This is a genomic window from Bradyrhizobium sp. WD16, from assembly GCF_024181725.1.
Classification (GTDB): Bacteria; Pseudomonadota; Alphaproteobacteria; order Rhizobiales; family Xanthobacteraceae; genus Bradyrhizobium_A.
The window spans coordinates 4224054-4245506 of sequence record NZ_CP028908.1 but is presented as its reverse complement, the minus strand read 5'-3'; the positions used below and the strand labels follow the sequence as shown (position 1 = coordinate 4245506).

At 65.2% G+C, this 21453-nt stretch carries 23 protein-coding genes, 1 tRNA gene and 1 pseudogene; 7 read left to right on the top strand and 18 right to left on the bottom strand.

Going from position 1 to position 21453, the window contains the following annotated elements; genetic code table 11:
• Nucleotides 1-246: 246 nt before the first annotated feature.
• Nucleotides 247-579: an ATP-dependent Clp protease adapter ClpS gene (clpS, locus tag DB459_RS19715; RefSeq protein ID WP_253713639.1), complete on the bottom strand. Its 333-nt coding sequence runs from the start codon at nt 577-579 to the stop codon at nt 247-249.
• Nucleotides 580-1197: 618 nt separating this feature from the next.
• On the opposite strand from clpS, the gene DB459_RS19710 reads away from it, so the two are divergent.
• The gene (locus DB459_RS19710; protein ID WP_253706930.1) at nt 1198-2493 is read left to right on the top strand and encodes a pilus assembly protein; all 1296 of its coding nucleotides are present in this window, start codon (nt 1198-1200) and stop codon (nt 2491-2493) included.
• 78 nt (nt 2494-2571) lie between these two features.
• Here the strand turns inward: DB459_RS19710 and DB459_RS19705 are convergent, their stop codons facing one another.
• Nucleotides 2572-2916: a phasin family protein gene (locus DB459_RS19705; RefSeq protein WP_253706929.1), complete on the bottom strand. Its 345-nt coding sequence runs from the start codon at nt 2914-2916 to the stop codon at nt 2572-2574.
• A 483-nt stretch (nt 2917-3399) separates the two neighbouring features.
• Between DB459_RS19705 and DB459_RS19700 the strand changes: the two genes are divergently transcribed.
• On the top strand, nt 3400-5229 hold the full coding sequence (locus DB459_RS19700; RefSeq protein ID WP_253706928.1) for a serine hydrolase: 1830 nt from the start codon (nt 3400-3402) through the stop codon (nt 5227-5229).
• A 342-nt stretch (nt 5230-5571) separates the two neighbouring features.
• On the opposite strand, the gene DB459_RS19695 is transcribed toward DB459_RS19700, so the two are convergent.
• The 3 genes from DB459_RS19695 to DB459_RS19685 form a co-directional block, all read right to left on the bottom strand.
• Nucleotides 5572-6297 carry a DnaJ domain-containing protein gene (locus DB459_RS19695; RefSeq protein WP_253706927.1) on the bottom strand — a complete coding sequence of 242 codons (726 nt, stop codon included), beginning with the start codon at nt 6295-6297 and terminating at the stop codon, nt 5572-5574.
• 101 nt (nt 6298-6398) lie between these two features.
• Nucleotides 6399-7157, bottom strand: a complete 759-nt coding sequence (locus DB459_RS19690) for a VWA domain-containing protein (protein WP_253706926.1) — start codon at nt 7155-7157, stop codon at nt 6399-6401.
• Between the two features lie 122 nt (nt 7158-7279).
• Entirely contained in the window at nt 7280-8167 is an 888-nt protein-coding gene (locus DB459_RS19685) for an alpha/beta hydrolase (RefSeq protein WP_253706925.1), read from the bottom strand.
• A gap of 827 nt (nt 8168-8994) precedes the next feature.
• On the opposite strand from DB459_RS19685, the gene panC reads away from it, so the two are divergent.
• Entirely contained in the window at nt 8995-9846 is an 852-nt protein-coding gene (gene panC / locus DB459_RS19680; RefSeq protein ID WP_253706924.1) for a pantoate--beta-alanine ligase, read from the top strand.
• A 38-nt stretch (nt 9847-9884) separates the two neighbouring features.
• Here the strand turns inward: panC and DB459_RS19675 are convergent, their stop codons facing one another.
• The 4 genes from DB459_RS19675 to DB459_RS19660 all read right to left on the bottom strand — a co-directional run bounded on the left by DB459_RS19675 (nt 9885) and on the right by DB459_RS19660 (nt 12633).
• The gene (locus tag DB459_RS19675) at nt 9885-10322 is read right to left on the bottom strand and encodes a DUF1489 family protein (protein WP_253706923.1); all 438 of its coding nucleotides are present in this window, start codon (nt 10320-10322) and stop codon (nt 9885-9887) included.
• 47 nt (nt 10323-10369) lie between these two features.
• Entirely contained in the window at nt 10370-11344 is a 975-nt protein-coding gene (locus DB459_RS19670; RefSeq protein WP_253706922.1) for a hypothetical protein, read from the bottom strand.
• 195 nt (nt 11345-11539) lie between these two features.
• The gene (locus DB459_RS19665) at nt 11540-11743 is read right to left on the bottom strand and encodes a hypothetical protein (RefSeq protein WP_253713638.1); all 204 of its coding nucleotides are present in this window, start codon (nt 11741-11743) and stop codon (nt 11540-11542) included.
• 239 nt (nt 11744-11982) lie between these two features.
• Entirely contained in the window at nt 11983-12633 is a 651-nt protein-coding gene (locus tag DB459_RS19660; RefSeq protein ID WP_253713637.1) for a glutathione S-transferase family protein, read from the bottom strand.
• A gap of 283 nt (nt 12634-12916) precedes the next feature.
• Between DB459_RS19660 and DB459_RS19655 the strand changes: the two genes are divergently transcribed.
• Nucleotides 12917-13198 carry a DUF3253 domain-containing protein gene (locus DB459_RS19655; protein ID WP_371926782.1) on the top strand — a complete coding sequence of 94 codons (282 nt, stop codon included), beginning with the start codon at nt 12917-12919 and terminating at the stop codon, nt 13196-13198.
• A 22-nt stretch (nt 13199-13220) separates the two neighbouring features.
• Here DB459_RS19655 and DB459_RS19650 read toward each other — a convergent pair whose 3' ends face one another.
• From DB459_RS19650 to DB459_RS19640, 3 genes are all read right to left on the bottom strand, one after another.
• Nucleotides 13221-14027 (bottom strand): YdcF family protein, encoded by an 807-nt coding sequence (locus tag DB459_RS19650; protein WP_253706920.1) that lies wholly within the window; start codon nt 14025-14027, stop codon nt 13221-13223.
• Nucleotides 14028-14099: 72 nt separating this feature from the next.
• Entirely contained in the window at nt 14100-14918 is an 819-nt protein-coding gene (locus tag DB459_RS19645) for an aldo/keto reductase (RefSeq protein WP_253706919.1), read from the bottom strand.
• Between the two features lie 29 nt (nt 14919-14947).
• On the bottom strand, nt 14948-15262 hold the full coding sequence (locus DB459_RS19640; RefSeq protein WP_253706918.1) for a DNA-binding transcriptional regulator: 315 nt from the start codon (nt 15260-15262) through the stop codon (nt 14948-14950).
• A gap of 218 nt (nt 15263-15480) precedes the next feature.
• On the opposite strand from DB459_RS19640, the gene DB459_RS19635 reads away from it, so the two are divergent.
• Together DB459_RS19635 and DB459_RS19630 are read left to right on the top strand one after the other, a co-directional pair.
• On the top strand, nt 15481-16248 hold the full coding sequence (locus DB459_RS19635; RefSeq protein WP_253706917.1) for a polysaccharide deacetylase family protein: 768 nt from the start codon (nt 15481-15483) through the stop codon (nt 16246-16248).
• 130 nt (nt 16249-16378) lie between these two features.
• Nucleotides 16379-17707 (top strand): polysaccharide deacetylase family protein, encoded by a 1329-nt coding sequence (locus DB459_RS19630; RefSeq protein ID WP_253706916.1) that lies wholly within the window; start codon nt 16379-16381, stop codon nt 17705-17707.
• Between the two features lie 118 nt (nt 17708-17825).
• On the opposite strand, the gene DB459_RS19625 is transcribed toward DB459_RS19630, so the two are convergent.
• From DB459_RS19625 to DB459_RS19615, 3 genes are all read right to left on the bottom strand, one after another.
• A complete protein-coding gene (locus DB459_RS19625; protein ID WP_253713636.1) occupies nt 17826-18191 on the bottom strand; it encodes a hypothetical protein in 366 nt (121 codons plus the stop codon).
• Between the two features lie 563 nt (nt 18192-18754).
• Nucleotides 18755-18839, bottom strand: a tRNA-Leu gene (locus DB459_RS19620).
• A 96-nt stretch (nt 18840-18935) separates the two neighbouring features.
• A complete protein-coding gene (locus tag DB459_RS19615) occupies nt 18936-19178 on the bottom strand; it encodes a FliM/FliN family flagellar motor switch protein (RefSeq protein ID WP_253706915.1) in 243 nt (80 codons plus the stop codon).
• Between the two features lie 59 nt (nt 19179-19237).
• Between DB459_RS19615 and lipB the strand changes: the two genes are divergently transcribed.
• Nucleotides 19238-19963, top strand: coding sequence for a lipoyl(octanoyl) transferase LipB (gene lipB, locus DB459_RS19610; protein WP_253706914.1), 726 nt, complete (start codon nt 19238-19240; stop codon nt 19961-19963).
• Here the strand turns inward: lipB and DB459_RS19605 are convergent.
• From DB459_RS19605 to DB459_RS19595, 3 genes and pseudogenes are all read right to left on the bottom strand, one after another.
• A pseudogene (locus DB459_RS19605) lies at nt 19964-20254 on the bottom strand (4-oxalocrotonate tautomerase family protein); the annotation flags it as partial.
• A 72-nt stretch (nt 20255-20326) separates the two neighbouring features.
• On the bottom strand, nt 20327-20950 hold the full coding sequence (locus DB459_RS19600) for a DUF305 domain-containing protein (protein WP_253706913.1): 624 nt from the start codon (nt 20948-20950) through the stop codon (nt 20327-20329).
• A 121-nt stretch (nt 20951-21071) separates the two neighbouring features.
• Nucleotides 21072-21443 carry a hypothetical protein gene (locus tag DB459_RS19595; RefSeq protein ID WP_253706912.1) on the bottom strand — a complete coding sequence of 124 codons (372 nt, stop codon included), beginning with the start codon at nt 21441-21443 and terminating at the stop codon, nt 21072-21074.
• Between the last annotated feature and the right edge of the window lie 10 nt (nt 21444-21453).

Here is a 21453-nt window from a genome sequence, read left to right as displayed (position 1 = left end):
GGTCGTCTTATTCTTCAGTCGTCTTGTCGCAATGTCGCGTCTTTGTAGTCAGCGTCTTGTAGGCAGCGTGTTGTAAGTAGTGTGTTGTAAGTAGTGTGTTGTAGGTAGTGTCGCACAACTCGTGTTGTCGTTCGCCGGATCCGGGGAGAGCCCTCACCCGGCGTGCCCGAGAGCCTCATGTTAGCGGTCCGGCCGTCCTCCGCAATGTTCCATCTTCCGCGGTCGGCGACCTCCGAAATAAAGATGCTACTTCTTTTCCATCACGCATTGCAAAGGATGTTCGTGCTTCTTGGCGAAATCCATCACCTGCGTGACTTTGGTTTCCGCGATTTCGTAGGTGAAGACACCGCATTCACCGATGCCGTGATGGTGGACATGCAGCATGATCTTGGTGGCGGATTCGGCATCCTTGTTGAAAAAACGTTCGAGAACGTGAACTACGAATTCCATCGGCGTGTAGTCGTCGTTCAGGATCAGCACACGATAAAGACTCGGCCGCTTGGTCCGCGGCTTCACCTTGGTGATGACTGACACACCAGGGCCCGTCGGGCCTCCGGTCCGCTCCTGATCGGAGTTCATGCGCGGTGCAGCACATTGCAACGCTTCGGTTCCAGGGGAGAGAGAGCTGTACAACATGGCGAGACGTCTGTGGATTTCCTTTGGCCATCATTTGGACCGGGCGCGGCCGACCGAGTGCTGACAGGCTCCGCGGACCGGCACCGGGTACCGCCATGGATGCCTGTCCGAAGGCCTTGGCCGCTTTCGGGTCCGCCACCCTGCGGGGCGGACTCGGAAAGGTCACATGCCTAGGGTCGCGGGATTGACCCATCACGTCAACAGGTAGTCCCGTCTGGGGCGATATGGGTCCCGGCCCCTCTCGCTGCAAGTCTGTGAACAAGCATGCGAGAACCGGGCCAGTGTCGGCCGCCCCGGACCGTCCGGCGCACGCCCGGGACTACTTCCCGGGCCGCCACCGCCCTGGCGTAGCCTCCCCTGGCGGTCAATAGAGCGCCCCGGGGCCAGCCCGAAGATCCGTGATCGCGGCAACGGGCTGTTGAGCATATCCGCAGGAAGTGGGCGGTGCGACAGGCTGCGCGGTAGCCGATCGCCGACCTCGCCATTAGGTTTTGCACAATTACCAAAACGTCTACCGGTTGTGGATATACCACTGTCAGTTGCACCTCCGAGACGAAGTCGATGGTGTCCCTTCTCATTGCACCGACCCTGCCGGCCAGGATCGGATTCCTTTTTAGGCGCTTTCGCCGCCACACCAAAGCCAACGTCGCGGTGACATTTGCGCTGGCGCTGCTGCCGATCCTCGGCATGGTGGGGGCCGCCATTGACTATGCCCGCGTCAACAATGCCCGCACCGCCATGCAGGCCGCGCTCGATTCCGCCGCGCTGATGGTCTCCAAGGACGCCCCCAACCTCACCTCGTCCCAGATCACCACCACAGCGCAGGCCTATTTCAAGGCCCTCTACACCCATGGCGAAGCGCCACCGCTGACCTTCACGGCGACCTACACCCCGAACACCGGCAAAGGCGCCATCATCCAGCTCACCAGTTCCGGCTCGATGCCCACCGAATTCATGAAGATCATGGGATTCGACAACCTGGGATTCAACGTCGCCTCGACCGCAAAGTGGGGCCAATCCCGGCTGCGGGTCGCGTTGGCGCTCGATAACACCGGCTCGATGGACTACGACGGCAAAATGACCGCGCTGAAGACGGCGGCGAAGAACCTCATCGACAAACTCAGCGCCAACGCGAAAAACGATGGGGATGTCTATATTTCCATCGTACCCTTCGCCAAGGACGTCAATGTCGGGGCGAGCAATTCCGGCCAGAGCTGGGTGCGCTGGGATATCTGGGACCAGACCTGCTGGTGGAATTGCAGCCACAGCAGCTGGAACGGCTGCGTCACCGACCGCGACCAGGATTACGACACCAAGAATATGGCGCCTGGAGCATCGTCGACCAACTTCCCTGCGGAGCAATACGATTCCTGCCCCACTGCGCTGATGCCGCTGAGCTACAACTGGTCCGCCCTGAAATCGAAGATCAGTGCGATGTCGCCCAATGGCGGCACCAACCAGCCGATCGGTCTCGCCTGGGCCTGGATGTCGCTGACCCAAGGTGCGCCTCTCAACGCGCCGGCGCTGGATGCCAACTACAAATACGATTCAGTGATCATTCTGCTGTCGGACGGAGCGAACACCCAGAACCGCTGGCCGAGCTATGGCAACGGCAATACCCAGTTCTATGGCCGAATCGACGCACGTCAGAAATTGCTTTGCGACAACGTCAAGGCGGCGGGCATCACGATCTACACGATCCAGGTGAATACCGGCTCGCCCGGCGATCCGACCTCGAGCGTTCTGCAGGACTGCGCCAGCACCGGCAAGTATGCGATGCTGACCACGGCGAATGGCATCATCGGCAAGTTCGACGAGATCGCCACCCAGCTCGCCAAGCTGCGCATCGCTCAATAGCGCCGAGCCTCGATCATCGCCCGAACAAAAAAGCCCGGCTTGCGCCGGGCTTTTGACGAGCGAAACAGTTTTCGCAGGTTAGTGGGTCGCGGCCGGCGGCGTGAACTTCGCCACATAGCCTTCGAGCGGCTTGTAGGCATCCTTCGCAAGACCGGCGAACAGTTCGCTGATCTTCTTCGATTCGGCGACGAAATTCTCGTAGGCGGTCTTGGAGAATTCAGTCTGCAGTTCGACCGCCTTCTCGAACGACTTCACACTCGACAGCTTCTCGACGAAGACGCTGGTGTCCTCGAACGACTTCTTCGAGTAGTCGGCGTAGGCGCTGGCGATCGCCTGATAATTCTTGGTGATGTTGTTGAAGGACGCGAGGGCGGTTTCGTACTGCTCTTTCCCGAAATTCTGGAAGTCTTCGACTTTGATCATTTTCAGTTCCTCTCCCGACTTTAAGTCCTGGCCGGAAGGTTGCTTCCGGCACGCGATTTCCCGCTTTTTTAGATTAGTGCGACGCACAATTTGAGTCAATCATTTTTGTGCGCCGCACAACTTTCGCAAAACTTCCCGCGAAATGACGTAATCCGGTCAACCCTTGGTTAACCTTCTGGCAACTGGTCCGGGCCTAACTTGAGCAGACGTTGCTGACGCTGCGGAAGAAGTCTGAAACGCGTTCGGGCCCAATCTCTTAGCCAGAATGGCTGATCTGCGCGGCCAGTTCCCTTTCAAGGCCCGCCTCCCCAGCACATGCAACCAACGGGACATGCCGGGCCGATGGGCACAATTTCGCCTCACGAACCGGTGATCAACAGGCCTGCGAGCGAATGTTCGCCAAGCGGGTCGGAATGAGGGGAGCTAATCCGGGACAGTCTGGGGTCCCCGGAGATGCTGTCATTGGGATCGGACGGGGTATCGATGTTTCGCGCAACCTCAGCGTCCTCGCGGGCGCTTCGCTTCTGCATTGTTGGCCTTGCGACCATCACCGCAGCCAGCGTCCTCACCACGCAATCCGCCGACGCGCGCCGGCATCATCGCCACGGCCGACATCACAGTGTCCGGGTGAGCGGCTACTCGCCGCCCTTCTCCTCAATCATCGTCGATGCCAATTCCGGCGCGGTGCTGCAGGCCAACAATCCCGACGCCTCGCGCCATCCGGCCTCGCTGACGAAGATCATGACGCTCTACCTGCTGTTCGAGCGTCTTGAGAGCGGCAAGATGACTCTGGACACCGAAATGCAGGTGTCCGCGCACGCCGCCGAACAGGCCCCGACCAAGCTCGGCCTGCGGCCCGGCCAGTCCATCCGGGTCGAGGATGCGATCAAGGGCCTCGTCACCCGCTCGGCGAATGACGCGGCCGTGGTGATCTCCGAAGCCATCGGCGGCGACGAAGACGATTTCGCCCAGATGATGACGCGCAAGGCGCGCGCCCTCGGCATGAGCCGGACCACCTACAAGAATGCCTCCGGCCTGCCCGACGACGACCAGATCACCACCGCGCGCGATCAGGCGACGCTCGGCCGCGCAATCCAGGATCGCTTCCCGCGCTACTACCGCTACTTCGCCACCAACGACTTCCGCTACCGTGGCAGCGTGATCCGCAACCACAATCATCTTCTCGGCAGTGTTGAAGGGGTCGACGGCATCAAGACCGGCTACACCCGCGCCTCCGGTTTCAACCTCGTCACCTCGCTGCGCCGCGGCAACCACCACCTCGTCGGCGTGGTGCTCGGCGGCCGCTCCGGCGGCTCGCGTGACGCCACCATGCGCAGCCTGCTGGCTCAGAACCTTGATCGCGCCGCAACCCGCCGCACCGTGGCCGCCATTACCGAGCGCAATCCCGCCGATTACAAACTGGCCAGCACCAGCAGCGACGAAGATGCCGCCGAGACCGGACCTCAGGGCAAGACCGGCGAGATCGCCGCCGCGGCCGCCCAGATCGACGAAGCGGCCCGGGCGCCGCTGCCGCCCGCCCGGCCCGCCACCGTCGCCTCGCTCTACGCCGCCGCCAATCCCTCTGCCGCGGTGCCCTCCCCGGCACCGGCCTCGGCGCCCCCCGTGGCAGCTCTGGCCGCCAAATCGGCTCCGGCGCCGCTGACCTCAGGCGTGATCGCCCAGCCGCTGCCGATCATCCCTGGCTCGGCGGAGCCGATGACTCCGGTGCGGGTCAAGACCGTCCAGGTCAAAGCCGGCCAGACCCGGATCGCCTCAGCCGCGCCGCTCGCCACCGCGCCGACCGCCACAGCCTCGATTTCCGCGCCCGCCCCGGCGCCCCTGGCCTCGGCCGATGTGGCCGAGACCTCCAGCAGTGTCATCGCCAAGGCCGATCCGCTGCCGCCACAGAACCCCCGCTACGGCACCGGCCAGGGCATCCTCGGCACCCTTCCCGCCTCGGCCCTGCAGCAGCACGCCGCCAGCATGGCCTCGGCCGAGCCGGCGCCGCGCGCGTCGGCACCGTCGAGCCCGGTCGCGGTCCACGGCGCGATCAAGGCCGTCGCCCGCAGCGGCTGGGTCATCCAGGTCGGCGCACTCGAGTCCGAGAGCGAAGCCAAGCAGCGCCTCGACGCCGCCCGCGGCAGCGCAGCGGGCCTTCTCGGCAAGGCCGACCCCTTCACCGAGACCGTGGTGGCCAAGAACGGTAAGAACCTCTACCGCGCCCGCTTCGCCGGCCTCGACAAAGACAGCGCCGAAGCTGTCTGCCGCAAGCTCAAGCGCAGCGACATCTCCTGCATCACCATCAAGAACTGACCGTCGACACAGGTCCTCCTTGTGACGAAGAGCCCGGCGCACAGCCGGGCTTTTCTATTGGCTCCCGACTACTCGCTGGCTCGCCAGGCCGATGTCGCAGGGGCACGGCCGAGACCGGTGCGAATGCTGGAATTGGACCCATGGCCGGTCCTGGCGGAAACATCTTCGCAAGGATTGAGCGCTAGAAAATAAACCACAACGACGGTCCGCCAGCGGATCGCGCCATGACCAGTTCGGCATGGTCTCGATAACGGGTGCAGCCAAAGCACCCACAGGGCGTCAATCAGATCGGCGGGACGACCGCTCGCAGCTATTCGCGTAAGTGTTGCGTGCTGGAGTCAGCTAGAGATGCGTGCGAAGCAGGGTCTCCTTGGCCTCGTTCACCCGGGCCGCGAGATACGTCGACCCCCCTTGGTCGGGATGCAGTTTCTTCATCAGCGACCGATGTGCCCGCCCGATGTCGACGCGGCTCGCCCCCGGTTGCAGGCCAAGGATCTGATAGGCCTCCTCCGCCGTCATTTTGCCGCTCGTCGCCTGGCTGCGCTGCCCCCCTGCCCCTGTGCCCTGCGCGTGCTGACGCCATCCGGCAAACCGGCGGTCAAGATAGCTTTCAAGTAAGGCGCAGCTCTCGGCATCGAAGGTCGGCATCAGGGCCAGGAGCTGCGGCAGATCGAATTCGTTCAAGGAACGGCCGGCGTGGGTGCCGGCGATAATGCTGCCCGACAACGCGCCGCTGTCATGGTCAAGCACCATGTCGAGAAAGCCCGAGCGCACCGTCGAGGTCTGGCCCGACGAACGTGCGCGGCGGCCGAATCCGCCAAAGCTGCCGAATTGCCCGATCGCCGAAGCTGCCGGCGACCAGCCGAGCAGCCCGGCGCCGAACAGCCCGAGCGGCACGGCCACCGCCAGTTCGCCGCGGATCCCGGTGAAGGCCGCGACCGCCAGACAGACGATGCCACCCGCGATCTTGACGGCGCGGGCGAGCACGGCCGGATTGGCCGCGCGGAACATCTGCAGCAGGGTGTAGAGGACAACGACGGCGACGGCGCCAGCGATCAGAGTCGGCATGCTCCGATAGATAGTCGCTCGCGCCGGGGAGCGGAAGCCGGCGTGCCGCGCCACGCCGGCGATGGACGGGCGACTGTGCGCGGCAACTGCGCTCGCTCAACTCAGCGCAATTGGCCGAGCAGCGCGGCGGCGCCGGGCGCGGACGTCGCCAGCCGGTGCAGGGCGTCGCGGCCACCGGCGGCATAGGCGGCGACCGCCCGCAACAGGTCGCGAAGCTGAACCGCGGCGCCGGCGTCAAAACGGCCATAGGCGCCTCCGGACAGGCGCGCGATCTCCCGATAGGTGCGCTCGGTGGCTGCGTCGCCGCCTTCCTGGAACATGAACACCGGCACCTTCAACAGTCCGAGCTCTCCCGCCTTGGCGCAGAGGTCGTCGGCATTTTCTTCCATGGCATCGCCGACGAACACCAGCGCGCGCACGCCATGGGCGACGGCCTCGCGCCGCGTCTCGGACAACACCTTGTGGATCTGGGTGTGGCCGCCCTCGACGGTGATCCGGCTCATCAGACGTGCGAGCTGGGTGGCGTCGGACAGCCATGGGCTGGCGCGGCATTCGCCGAGGCCGCGGAAATACACCAGGCGGATATCGAGGCCGCCGATCGCCGCAGCCTCGCGGAACATATCGGCCTGCAATTGGCAGGCGAGATCCCAGGTCGGCTGCCGGCTCATGGTGGCGTCGAGGGCGAAGACCAGCCGCCCGCGGCCGAGGCCCGCTTGCGGCGACAGCGCCTGTGCCTTGGCGACGAAGGCGGCGATCTCAGCGGAGCTGGCCGTCGGCCGCACCTCCCCTTTGCCCTCCCCTCGAACGGACGCCGTCGATCTGGTCGGGGTCTTGTCGCGGGATGTGGGTTCGCGGGACATCGGCTCTCGCTACCGTCTCATCATGGCTGCTGCCAGATGAGATGTGGAGAGCTCTCGCCCTGCGGTCAATGACCTTCTGCAGGGGCGCAACGATAAGAAGGACGCGGTCTAGCCGCGGCCGGTCAGGGAGCGGTGAAGGTGGTGGTCGCCAGCGCGGCGCGCAGCGTCTGGTCCGCACGCGACTGCTGGCCGGCCGAGGGCGCTGGGATCTTCAGGTCGTCGATCGCCGCTGGACGCAGATCGCTGTCATCGCTGAGGAACTGATCGAGGGTCGCCTGGATGCGCTCCTTGACGTTGTCCGGACCACGATCGCTCATGTCGGTGTGCTGGGCACCGGTCTTGACCACCTCAATGCCGGTGCGGGCGCATTCCGCATCATCGGGCACCACACCGGGATCAGGCACGAAATTCGGGTCCTTGGAGCGGAACGACAAGATCTTGAACTTCGCCTCGGTCAGGAACGGCACCCGCAGATTGTCCAGCGTCACCACCCGCTTGGTCCGCTCGGGATATTCCTTGGCGAAATACATCGAGATGTCGCCGCCGTTGGAATGGCCAAGCATCAAAAGCTTGTTGAAATCGGCGTAGGCGTAGCGCGATTTCAGGTGATCGACCGTGAACAGGATGTTCTCGACGCCGCGCTGATAGACCGGAAGACGGCCGACATAGAGTTCGCCGACCTTCGTCACCAGCGGCGCATCGCCCGGCAGATCATGCTGGATCGACAGCACCAGATAGCCGCGCAACGCGAGGACGTTGGCGAGGAATGAATATTCGGTGTTGCGGACCGTGTTACCGTGATTGACGATCGCCACCGGTAGCGTCTTCAGGCCGGCCATGGCGCGCATCTCGGAATCGCGCCGCACCGCGATATCGACGTCAATCGGACGTCCCCGTTCGGCGTCGAAGAAAGAAATGTTCTCGTGCCGGATACCCCAACGACTGAACGAGAAATAAGCCACCACGACGCAAGCGCCGAGAGCAATCGCGATGATCAGGCCACGTTTCATTCCATTCCTCTACGGTATTGGACTGCTGCGCTCGCGCAGCCCGTTATCCGGAAGTCAGGCGGTCCGTCTCTCTCGTTTGGAAGATATGCATAACGGCGGTGTGACAGAAGCTGAAAAGTTGTGAATTCAGGGTCTTTTAATTGTGCAACGCCACTGAAATTTGTGCAGTTGCACAAACCTGCCGGATTCCAGCGGCGGCGCAATGCCTTGAGCAAAATAACAAGAACCGCTGCGCGAACGGCTGCGAGTGGAGCAGATCCTGCCTCATCGCGACGATCTGGCGGTAACGGTATCATCGTCGCCAAAGGGGGAAGTGCGAGCATTCCGCAGGCATCGCCGGATAGTGCGCAGGCCGAAGAAACGCGCAGGTCACGCGGGGGGCTGAGCGACACCCCGCTTGTGCCCAGCGGCCTGTCCGGGATTGTTTGCCTAGTGCGATGGATCTGACGCTCGTATCAGCATTGCAGCGGATTCGTCGTACCGGCGTCAGATCCAAAACCGCAGGCGCCGGTTTGCCGCCCGCACAAGACTTGATCACCGGCGTCGGCCGCGAATGAAGTCCACATCGAGATCATCGGTCCGCGTCGACAGCTGCGATCATGTATCGCCATCGCCTCCGCTGTCGTCGCATCGAGGCGTGCATGGCCGATTGCACGAGGGCCGGCCGCGCGAGCGGCCGACGAGTTGGCGGGCTGCGGAAGCCTTGGTAGAGAGATGCGGCACGAGCGGGGACCATTGCACTCAGCTGCCGCGAATGCTCCACCCTCCCGCGCCACTCGATCCCGCCGTTCTCATCTCGCCGCCTTGATCTCACCGTCGGAGACCAGATGCCCCGCTCGCCGCTGATCGCCCGTTCCCTCCCTGTCCTCAAGCGCTCCGTCGACCGACTGCGCACCCGCAAGGCCAACCTCGCCCTGGTGCCCACCATGGGGGCGCTTCATGAGGGGCATTTGTCGCTGGTACGGCTGGCGCGACGGCGCGCCGACAAGGTCGCGGTATCGATCTTCGTCAATCCGACCCAGTTCGCGCCCCACGAGGACCTCGACGCCTATCCGCGAACCTGGAAATCGGATCTCGCCAAGCTCACCGAGGAAGGTGTCGATCTCGTCTGGGCACCGACCGCGCCGGCCATGTATCCAGAGGGCTTCGTCACCCGCGTCCAGGTCGAAGGCCCGGCCACCGCAGGGCTCGAGGATCGTTTCCGCCCGCACTTCTTCAGTGGCGTCGCCACCGTGGTCGCCAAGCTGTTCACCCAGGTGCGACCCGAATTCGCGGTGTTCGGCGAGAAGGACTACCAGCAGCTCAAGGTCGTCACCCGTATGGCGAGCGATCTCGACCTCGGCGTGCGCATCGTCGGCGCGCCTGTGGTGCGCGAGCGCGATGGGCTCGCGATGTCCTCGCGCAACGTCTACCTGTCACCGGACGAGCGGGCGACCGCGCCGGTGCTCTACCGGGTGCTCAAGGATGCGGCGCGCAATATCAAGGCCGGCGACGATCTCGCAAGCGTGCTTGGCGTCGGCTGCGCCCGGATCGCGCAGGCCGGTTTTGCGCTGGATTATCTCGAGGTGCGCCACGCCGACACGCTCGCCCCGGTCCGCTCGATCACCGAGGGGCCTCTACGGCTCCTCGTCGCCGCCAGGATCGGCGGCACCCGGCTGATCGACAATGTCCGTGTCTGAGGGCAAGCGGCACAGAGCGTGATCGCCGGCAACGCCGTTCAGAGCAGACCCAGTTCGCGCAGTTCGCGGCGCAGCGGCTCGGGCATGGCGGCGACGCCGTCGTCACGGCTGCTCAGATCGGGCGGCGCGTCCTTGTCGGCGAGGTAGCGCCAGCCCTGGAATGGCCGCATCGGCCGCGGCGCGACCGGGACCAGTTTCGCATCCATCACCAGCCGGCAACGGCCGATGCCGTCCTTGTCGCGAAACGGCTCGATGGCGAGGATGCGCTCACGCGCCGTGATCTCGCCGCGGATGACCCAGTAGATCGACCCGCCGTCGAGCAGCTCCGCGTCGCGCTTCGGCGTCATCCGCGTGACATGGATGTGGCGCCGCGGTTTGCCCGCTGCGGCGGCCTGCTTGGCGCGCTGTTTGATCCAGCCATCGAGGTCCATGAAGGACTCTGTGCCGACACTGAGCTTGACGAGGTGAAGCGGCATGAGCGAACGCGCAACCGAGTGCGCCGGCGGGCGCCGACGCTGATCGGTCAGTTATCTTCCGCGGGCTGCGGCGGCGCAAGCGGCACCGGTGCCGTCGCAGTGGACGGCGGTTTCTTGGCCGGCGGCTTTCTGGCGGCGGGCGCCGCCTTGGCGACCGGGTTGGCTGCCGGCGCCGCGGCGGCCTGCTTCGGAGCTGCAGCGGCCGCTGGCTTACTGGCAGCCGCGGATGCAGTCCCGGCCGCTGGTTCCGGGGTCATGATATTGACCGGAGGAATTGAAGCTGAGCTCGGAAAGTCCCCGGACATCGGGCGTCCGGTCGGCACGTTGGACGGCGGCGTCGACGCCAGCGCGGGGCCAGCCATGGCTGCGCTCGGCCCGCCGCCGGTGCTGCCCCAGGTCGGTGCATAGCGGGCGACCAGCGCCTCGTAGCTGCGCTCGGTCATGTTGCCAGCGATCTGGTTATGGTCGGTGAGCGAACTGTAGAAGGCGCAGTTGGCAAGCGTGCAACCGTCACGGACCGCCAGCACATGGGCGACGAGGCCGTAGCGGTCTCGTTCCAGCACCCGGCGCAGCGCCGCGGTTTCGGGGGGGGCAGCCGCGGTCGAGCTGCTGCCCTGGCTCGCCAGCCGGCTGATCTGGACCGCAGTATAGGACACCGCCGCCGCAGCGCTGTCGGCCGAGGCGAACAGCGAGCGCTCGCAGGCCGTCTCCACCGCTTCACCGGCAAGACCGTCAAGGCAGGCAAGTGCCGGCAGCGCTGCAACGGGAGCCAGCGGCGGCCGCCGATCCGCCCCGAGAGATCCGTCGGCCACGCCGAAACTGCGCAAGGTGGCCGCGAGCGCAATGCCGATCGCCAACAGCGTGATCACCGTCAGCGCACCATTGGCCACCGACTTCTCGGCGCGAAACAGCGTGACGAGCAAAATAACGGCGAACAGCGACGCCGCCGCCAGCGTTACCCACATGGGCAAGGTCGGCGCGCGCCAGAGCTGGTCGAGAGACGAGGCCCAGGCCCAATTCATGTGAGACACCCTTCGGTTGCGACCTCAGGACGGATCACGGGCAAACACCCCGCCTCGATTCACGCCACTGACCCCGTTTCCCTTGCCGGAGCGTTGCGTCACCAATGCGGCGGGTGTCGGACTTAACCCCGGGAAACAGCTCCAAGGCAACAGCTCAGAGACACCCAGCGAGAACGTCGCTAAGCAGGTTCCACCTCATGTAGCAGCGAGCTGGCTCTCTTTCGCCACACGCTCAAAGGCTTCGGTGGCGCTCTTGATGCGGTACTGGCAGTCGTCGCCGTCGGTCGGAAGTTGACGGATCACTTCGTAAAGGCCGCTGGCCGCAGGACGCGCCACGTTGCTGGCGGTGAAATAGACGGATTCTCCGACACCGAATTTGTGCTTCAACACCCTCTCCATCACGCAATACTGAAAGCCGGCCAAAGGAAGGTCCAACATGGCCGGCGCTTTGTCTGCGCTGATATACCACGCACGCCCACTTTTGGCCAGCAGTTTGCCCTCCGGAAGAGGCGCAATTAACGTCAGAACTTCAAATGGTTATGTAGCTTTCGGCGCCCCTTCGGACGGCCCTCCCGCGGGGGGGAGGGCCGCCGGGAGCCCAAAAACGCGACGGTGACCGCCCGGCAGCCGCACTGTGCTCAGTCGTCCTCGAACCGCGGGATGACGATCGTCTCGGCGAGGGCCGCCTCGGTCCATTCTCGAAAGGCCGGCAGGACCTGCATGGTTGCCAAGTAATTGGCTACCGCCCCCGCGACGGGAATGGCATAGCCGCGGAAGCGGTGCACCACCGGCGCGTACATGGCATCGGCCCCCCCCACCTTGCCGAACAAGTAGGGACCGCCATAGCGCGTCAGGCAGTCAGTCCAAATCGCCTTGATCCGGGCGATGTCGGCTTCGGCCTCAGCCGACAGGGCCTTGGCGCCGATCGGCCGATGAATATTCATGCCGCACTCACGGCGCAGGGCAGCGAACGACGAATGCATCTCAGCCGAAATCGACCGGGCATGGGCCCGCGCCGCCTGGTCCGTCGGCCACAGCCCCGCGCCGGGAAAGCGTTCGGCCGCATATTCGATGATCGCGAGCGAATCCCACACCGTGATGTCGCCGTCGACCAGCGCCGGCACCTTGCCTGAAGGCGTCACTGCGAGAATGCGCTGCTTGTCGGCCTCGCCGGTATAGAGCGGGATCAAGGTCTCGTCGAAAGCGATGCCAGCGGCGCGCAGCGCCACCCACGGCCGCATCGACCAGGTCGAATAATTTTTATTGCCGATGACGAGCCTGAGGCCCACAGCTCGATCTGCCATCTCACGATCTCCGGTTGAAAGGACAAAATCCGTAGCGATTCGCAAACTTCGAAAGACAGGGTCCTAGTGCGGCTTATGTCTCGCAATTGCCTACAGACACCCGCCGTAGAGGGGACAGGCTATTGTGAGACGCCGCACGCGTGGTCGAAGGATCACTAACCTCATCACCATCCGAATCCAACTTCGCATCCGGTTTCGGCCGCTCGCCGCGCCATTAATTGACCGGTGCCGCTTGCCGGCCCGGGCGCGAATGCGCCATGGCAATGGGATGAACGGTTCCGATTCGATAATGGCCTCGCGCCAGCCCCCCGCGCTCGAAGACGCGATCATGCAGACGCTGGCGAAAGTCGCCGGCAAGACCCTGAGCCCGCCCGAGATCGCCCTCGCGATCGGCGACGGCGCCGACTGGCACCACCTCCTCGTTCCGATCCGGCGAGCTGCTGTGGCGTTGGCCCGGGCCGGGCGGCTGATCATCTATCGCAAGGGCAAGCCGGTCGATCCCGACGACTTCCGCGGCGTCTACCGCCTCGGGCTGCCGCGGCACGATTGAGCCCTCACCCGCAAACGACCGCTCAGTCGATGGGCCTCGGTGCCGGGAACAATTCCCGGCTCTTGCCGCTCAGCCAGTAGACGATCAGCCCGGTCCATTCATGGGCGACGACATCGGCGCGGGCAAGCCCTCCGCTGAGCAGGTCGAATGGCAGTGCTGCATCGCGCCAGCCGCGGGTGCGGTAATCGACCGGATACGGCTCGACATCGAAACCCGCCGCCCGGAACACCGCCACCGACCGCGGCATGTGAAAAGCCGAGGTCACCAGCAGCCAGCGTTCGCCGGGCTTGGGCGCCACCAGAGCACGCGTGAAGCTCGCATTCTCGTCCGTGGTGCGCGAGCCCGGCTCCAGCGTGATGCGCGAGGGTTCGATGCCGAACTCGTGCAGCAGGCGTCCGGCGATGGGGGCTTCGGATACCGAATTCATGATCAGGTTGCCGCTGCCGCCGGAAAACACGATGCGGGCGGCGGGATAGCGCCTGGCGAGATCGAGCATGGCGAAGATGCGCTCCGCCGAGGAATCCATCTCGATGTCGCCACGCGCAACGCTCGCCTCGGAATCGATTGCCCCGCCGAGCACGATGATGCCATCGGGCGGCGCGCCGTTGTCGCGCCACGGCGGAAAGCGCTCGGTCAGCGTCAACAGCCCGATGGTCGCAAGCGGCGAGTAGCCGATGATCAGAAGCGCGGCGATCGCGACGCTGGAGCACCACTTCGCCGCGCGGCGTCGATGCAGCAGGAAGAAGATCACGGCGAGGCCGAACAGCGCCCCGATGGCGTTGGAAGGAACGGCGAAGAAGCCGAAGACCTTGGACAGCGTGAAGAACATCGATCGCCCCGCGCGAGAATTCCAGCCGCTTCCATCGCCGATCGGGCCGGCGAGATCAACGGCGGGCGATGTTCAATCCCAGACAGGCGAAAAGGCGTAATTGGTCAGCCGCCCAGCGGGCGAGCCGAGGGCGAAGATCTCGGCCATGTCGGCGTCGGAGAGGGCAAAGTCCTCGATGGCGATGTTTTCCGACAGGCGCTCGATCCTGGAAGTGCGGGGGATCGCGGCCGCGCCCTGCTGGACCAGCCAGCGCAGGCAGACCTGCGCCGGGGTCTTGCCGTAGCGGGCCGCGATGCGGCCGAGCGTTGCATCGTTCTTGATCCTGCCCCTGGCGATCGGGCTATAGGCCATGACGGCGAGGCCGAAGTGCCGGCAGGCCGCCAGCACTTTGTCCTGCGACAGGAAGGGATGGTACTCGATCTGATTGCAGACGAGCGGCACCGGCGTCATCGCCATGGCCTGTTCGATCAGCGCCACCGTGAAATTCGACAGGCCGACATGACGCGCGAGGCCGGCCTCGCGCACCCGCCCGAGCCCGCGAAGCGTCTCGTGCAGGGCGACGTGCGGATTTGGCCAGTGGAGCAGCACGAGATCGACGTGGTCCATCCGCAGGCGCGCCAGGCTCTCCCGAACCGAGCGGATCAGATCGAGCGGGGCGAAGTGGGTGGTCCAGATCTTGGTGGTGATGAAGACCTCATCGCGCTTGATGCCGGAGCCGCGCACCCCTTCGCCCACCTCGCGTTCATTCTCGTAGACCTGGGCGGTGTCGATGTGGCGATAGCCGAGCCTGATCGCCTGCTCGACGATGCGGCTGCAGCTGCGCCCGCTCAGCTCCCAGGTGCCGAGACCGATGGCCGGAATCACCGCGCCGTGAGCTTGAATGGTCTGCATGGCGGCCTCCCGAAACCGCCGGACGCGGTTCACGCCGCCGGAGTGGATCCCGACAATGCGGCGAAAACCGTATCTGGCGCGTGGGCGATCACGGCGAGCAGCGCGCGCGCTGGTCCGCGCGGCGAGCGCTTGCCCTGCTCCCAGTTGCGGATGGTGTCGAGCGGCACGCCGAGGCGCGCGGCGAATTCGGCCTGGGTCAGCCGGGCGCGGCGGCGCAATTCGCGTACGCCGGGAATATCGGGCGGCGCCGGCGGAGTTTCCAGCAGTTCCGGCGCCAGCGGCGCCTCGCGGCCATCGCGCAACTCCACGATCCGGCCGTCGGCCTTCAGTCGCAAACGCAGCATGTCGGTCGCTCGATCCTCGCTGCCGCCATGATGCGCCAACGCCGTTAATGGCCAATGAAGAGGTATTGCCCTCGCGAGCGAGCGGACATACACACCCGGAAGCGGCCAATCATCGACGGTCGGCGCAATCGGCATTACAAGACCCCAACGCCGCCACCTTGGGAGCGTCGCCTCACCGTTCAGTGAACCTGGCCGAGCCGTTGAAACAGTTGCCGATCGTGAAAGCGACCCTTCCCGTCCTCGCCGCTCTCCTCGCTCTTCTCGTGCCCCACGGTGCGGCGGCGAATTGTCAGCGCCCGGGAGCGCTCGGCACCTCACGCGTGCTCAGCGTCGATCCGAGGACCTATCCGCGGGTCGGCACCAAGAGCTTTCCGGCCAGCCTGCCGCTCGCCGACAAGGAGGTGGTGCTGACTTTCGACGACGGTCCGTCACCGCCGACGACCCGCAAGGTGCTCGCGGCCCTCGCCCGTGAATGCGTGCGTGCGACCTTCTTCCTGATCGGCCGCAATGCGGCGGCACATCCGGGCGTGGTGAAGGCCATCGCCGCGGCCGGCCACACCATCGGCCATCACTCATGGTCCCATCCGGACATGAGCAAGATCCCCGCTGACGTGGCGGAACGCGATATCGACCGCGGTATGGCCGCCAATGACGCCGTGCTCGGCCTGTCCGCCGCCGCTGCGCCGGCGACCCCGTTCTTCCGGTTCCCCTATTTTTCTTCGACGCCGAGACTGCTCGACGCGCTCCAGGACCGCGGTATCGCAGTGTTCGGCGCCGATCTGTGGGCCAGCGACTGGAACGACATGACGCCGGAGCAGGAGCTCAATCTGGTCATGGAACGGCTGCAAAATGCCCGCAAAGGGATCATCTTGTTTCATGATACCAAAGGCCGGACGGCGGCAATGATGCCGTCGTTCCTGCGCTGGCTGCGCGAGAACGACTATCGGATCGTTCACATCGCACCGGCGCGGCCGGGTCACGCCTGAACCGCGCGGCGATTTCACGACTGAACAATTGAAGAGCCGGCGCTTTGAAGGTTCGGTTAGGCTTAACGCCTCGTTCATGAGCCGGAAGCTAATTTTCGAAAAGTTTTTTTGGGACGTGTATGGTGCGGCGATGACGGTACGGTCTGGTGAGTTCCCGGTTGCGGGGAAAAAGTGCGTTGCGGATGGCTCGCGCCGCCGTCCCCTGCTGGCCGGTCTGATCGCCCTGCTTGCCGCAGCGCCGCTTGCCGCCCGTGCCGAAGATTGCCCCGGCCACCCCAATGCGCTCGGCACCTCGCGCACCCTGGTGGTCGATCCGACCGAGCACACCAAGATCGGCACCATGCAATACGGCGAAACGTTGCCGTTGAAGGACCATGAGGTGGTGCTGACCTTCGACGACGGCCCTCTGCCGTCGCACAGCAACCAAGTACTGGAGACGCTGGCGTCCGAATGCGTCAAGGCGACGTTCTTCATCATCGGACGGATGGCCAAGCAGTACCCCGACGGCGTGCGGCGGCTGCGCGATGCCGGCCATACCATCGGCACCCACAGCGAAAACCACCCGCTCAGCTTCAATCACATGCCGCTGCAGCGCGTCGAGCAGGAGATCGAAGAAGGCATCACCCATACCACCGCCGCGCTCGGCGGCGACACCTCGGCGGTGTCGCCCTTCTTCCGGATCCCGGGATTGCTGCGCGCCGAAGGCGTCGAGGACTATCTCGCCTCGCGCGGCATCATGACCTGGAGCGCCGACTTCCCGGCGGACGACTGGCGGCACATCACGCCGGCCCAGGTGATGAACTACGCCCTCACCCGCCTCGAGGCGAAGGGCAAGGGCGTGCTGCTGCTGCACGATATCCAGGGCCGCACCGCCACCATGCTTCCGCAACTTTTGCGAGAATTGAAAACCAAGGGCTACCATATCGTGCATGTCGTGGCCGCGACGCCGGACCGGCCCAAGACCCCGACCGAGGCGAGGGACTGGCTGATGCATCCCGATGCCGGCATCGCGGTGGCGCGTTGGCCGGCGGTGCCGCGCCTGATCTATGCCGCCAAGGCGACCACCCCGGCTCCGGATGCCAGCACCGCCAGCGCCTGGCTCGGCGACCTCGCGCGGCGTCAGACCGGGTTCTACCGTCCCGGCCGGTTCGGCGCCGACGTAGTGCCGCTGCCGTCCGATCCTGCCTGGCCGCGGCCCGTTGTCGCCGCTGCCGCCGAGGCCGCAAACACCCTGCCCGCTCCGGACCAGAGCCTGTTCCGCCGAATCAAGATCCCCGGCGGCAGCATCCGCCTCGCCGGCCGCGGTCAGCACGCCGAGGCGATGCCGGCGAGGCTCGAGCCGGCCGTCACTATGGAGTCTGCCGTAGCGATCCAGACCGTCGCCGCGCGACGGCAGCTGCCGGGCAGCTGGCCCGTCATGACCGTCGGACTGCAGCGCGGCCCGGTGACGCCGCGGTAACGCCGCGCGCCCGTCGGACACCGTGACGGCATCGATCAAGGCGACGGGAAGCAAGCCCCTCTTCGACAAGACTGACTGATGCAACGCGCCTCGCGCGCGAGGCGTCTCGCGCGGCCCCTCAGGCGCGGATGATCTTGGCGAGGCAGAGCAACACGATCAGGCACAGGAACAAAAGGTCCATATAGGCGATGATCTCGCCATAACGGCGCAATTCCGAAACCTCGACGATGAGTGGCCGACGCGGATTGTCGATGCCCTTGACGAGACCAGCGAGACGGCGGGCCTCGATCTCCAGACGCTCGATGCGCTGGTAGAAATAGAACGAGCGCAGCGTCGAGAGCGTGCGCATGATCACATAGACCAGCACCAGAATGGCGACGGTCGCCCGCTGCTCGTATTTTTCGAGGAAGTTCAGGCTGAAATAGACCATCGCCAGGAAAATGAAGTTGGCGACGAAGCGGTAGATGTAGCTGAGAACGGTCATCATCTTCGGTCCGATCCCCCTCTGCCGATACTGGCCGTGGCCGTCCCCAGCCCTATTCATCCGTTCCGAGGTCAGGGGAGAGCGGCTGGCTCGCCCGAGGCCGCAGCGAATAACGCTTGAGGCGTTATCGCCGCAAGTGCAGCGTCTCGCAATTGCCTACTCTCTCTGCGGCAGAGCGCGGCCCTTACGTCTCCCAATGACCGTCGACGCTTGCGGCAAAAGGAAGCGGTCACTCGGAGACGAGACACGCGCAGGACAACACCGTCGCAACGACAGGCTGCGGCTACAACCTCACGTGCGATGTTGCCGGTCGTGTTCGCTGGCAGGGCTTGGGTCTCGAATGGAGCTGCGACCGTGGGCCGCCGACGGCGGGCGGCGGAACGAAGCTGGGATCGACCGGCGGTTGCGGCTGATAAGGGGGATTGGATGAAAGCTGGCCGCCAGTCGTGCTCAAGCCTAAGCAACGACAGCGCTGCCCGCGGTCAGCCGACGCGCCACAGCTGTGCTCGATACCGAGACACGACACCAGTTCCAAACTGTTGAAAAGTCGCGCCAAACTGAATTGGTGCGGTCGAGAGGACTCGAACCTCCACGATTTTACTCACTGCCACCTCAAGGCAGCGCGTCTACCAATTCCGCCACGACCGCGTGGGATGAGCGCCGGAAAAATCCAAGCGCCGGATCAGCCGGCGCTCGTGTAACAAATCGGATCGGGGGCGACAAGGCCCCCGATAGCCTTTCCCCTCACCTTGTATCCGGCGTCCTGGGCAACATTTGCTTGACTTCGACGGCGATGCGGTTGCGATTGACCACGACCGCCCCGCTGGCGATGGGCAGGTTGTTGGCCAGGACCTTGACCTCATCCTGCTCGCTGGCATCCAGCTCGATGATGGCGCCGCGGCTCAGCCGCATCACCTGGTGGATGGGCATCGTGGTCGTGCCCAGCACGACCATGAGATCGACGGAAACTTTATCGAGGGTTGGCACGGCGCATCCGGGACTCGCCTGAGGGAACCGGATTGAATCAACATGGGAATGGTTAGCGGATGGTTAACGGCCGCCAAGAGCTTGACCTGACTGTATTCCGTCGCCTTTTGGGGGAGCCGGTCGAATGGCGGATCTCCGACCGCCCGGTCGCCTACCCCGAGGCGCTGGCCGTGATGGAGGAGCGCGCTGCGGCGATTGCCGAGGGCAAGGCCCCAGAACTCGTCTGGCTGCTGGAGCATCCACCCCTCTATACCTCCGGGACCAGCGCCCGGCCGGGCGATCTGCTGGAGCAGCGATTCCCCGTCTATGCCAGCGGCCGCGGCGGCCAATTCACCTACCATGGCCCCGGCCAGCGGGTGGTCTACCCGATGCTCGACCTGAAGCGCCGCCGGCCCGACGTGCGCGGCTATGTGGCCGCGCTCGAGGAGCTGATCGTCCGCACTCTCGCCGCCTTCAACGTCCGTGGCGAGCGGCGCGAGGACCGGGTCGGCGTCTGGGTCGCCCGCCCGGACAAGGGGCCGGGCTTCGAGGACAAGATCGCCGCCATCGGGGTACGGCTGCGGCGCTGGGTGGCGTTCCATGGGATCGCCATCAATGTTGAGCCGGACCTCGGCCACTTCGCCGGCATCGTGCCCTGCGGCGTGGTCGACCCGCGCTATGGCGTCACCAGCCTGGTCGACCTCGGCCTGCCGGTGACCCTGCCCGACGTCGACGTGGCGCTGCGCCAGACCTTCGAGGAGATCTTCGGCGCCACCCGGCGCGCGGACGCCCCGTCGGCTGCCTGATCAGGCCGCCGGCCGGCCTGGGTTGCTGCCGAGCCTGCGGGCGATATAGCGCCGCTCCTGGGTCAGACCGCCGAACCCATAAGCATCGGCCCGCACATCGTGGACATGGACATAGCTCTCGTGGCGCAGCGGCCCGAGCAGCTCCGCCATGGCGCGGAACACCGCGGCGACATAATCGGCCTTCTCGTCCTTGGTGTTGGTACCGTCGACGATGCGGATGTCGAGCCAGAAGCTGGCGAGCCCCTGGGCGGCAAGCGACGAGCCGCCGGCGAACCAGTCGGCCGGGTCGGCGCGCCGCCTTTGCGAGGGACGACGGCAGAAAATGAATCAGCTCCCGGCCAACTCACGCCAGGCCAAGTCGTCCTACTTCTGCTGCTTGGTAAGCCAGGCCTGCATCTCGTCGATCTGATGCTGCTGCTCCCGGATCGTCTGTTCCGCCCAGGTCCTCGCCAGGGGATCGTTGCCATAGGCCAGCACCACGCGCGCCATGTCGATCGCCCCCTCGTGATGGGCAATCATGCCCCGCACGAAAGCAACGTCGGGATCGGACGCCTTGACGCCTTCCGTCATCGGACCATGCATCTTCTCCACCGCTGCGAGATACGCCCTGGTCGATGTCGAAGCGCCGGCATCGGCGGCGCTGGGGGAAGCCCCTCCTCCCGTCATGCCGCCGCGATTGCCGCCCCCCATCATGCCTCCGCCACCAGCACCGCCGCCCATCATTCCACCGCCCATCATGCCGCCCATGCGCTGCATCATCTCCATGCAGCCACGCGGCATCGACTGAATCGCGGCGCGGCACTGATCCGGCACGGCGTTGTCCCTGACCTGCGACTGGTCCTTAGGATGGTCCTTGGTCTCGTCCTGGGATTGAGGTTGGGTTTGCGCCGGCGCCTGATGTTCGTGCTGGTGCTCAGAGGACAGGGCAAAGGCACCGCCGGCGCCCAGCATCAGTGCAATGGCCGTGATGGTAATCCTGCTCTTCATCATGTGCTCCTCCTGTTCTTGAACGTCCGCCGCCGACCGGGGCCGCAGCCCACCTCGGAGCCGCAACGCCGATCACCGGCGCCTGTTCAGTTGAAGCGGGCGTTCAGTCGAACAGCCGTCATCACTTGAACTGGCCCTGGGCGGAGCCGCCACCCGGCATGGTCACGCGCACCACGCCGGCCGGCTCCTTGGGCAGCGCCACCGACGCGGTGCCGGTCAGGCGGTTGTCGCCGGTCGGCTTGAGCTCGATCCGTTCGGACTTGCCGTCGATGACGAAGATCGCGGTGCCGGCAAAGCCCGCCGTCGCTACCGACTTGTCGCCGTGATCGCGCAGATAGACATCGAGCGACTTCTCCTTGGCGATCAGCTCCATGTGATAAGGACCGGCATTGCTCTGCGGCCCGCCATTGACGCCGATCTTGGGCGCGTGGGCGAGCGCCGCGGCCGACATGGCGAGCAGGATGGCGGCAGCGAGGACAGGGGGCGATTTCATTGGTCGGTTC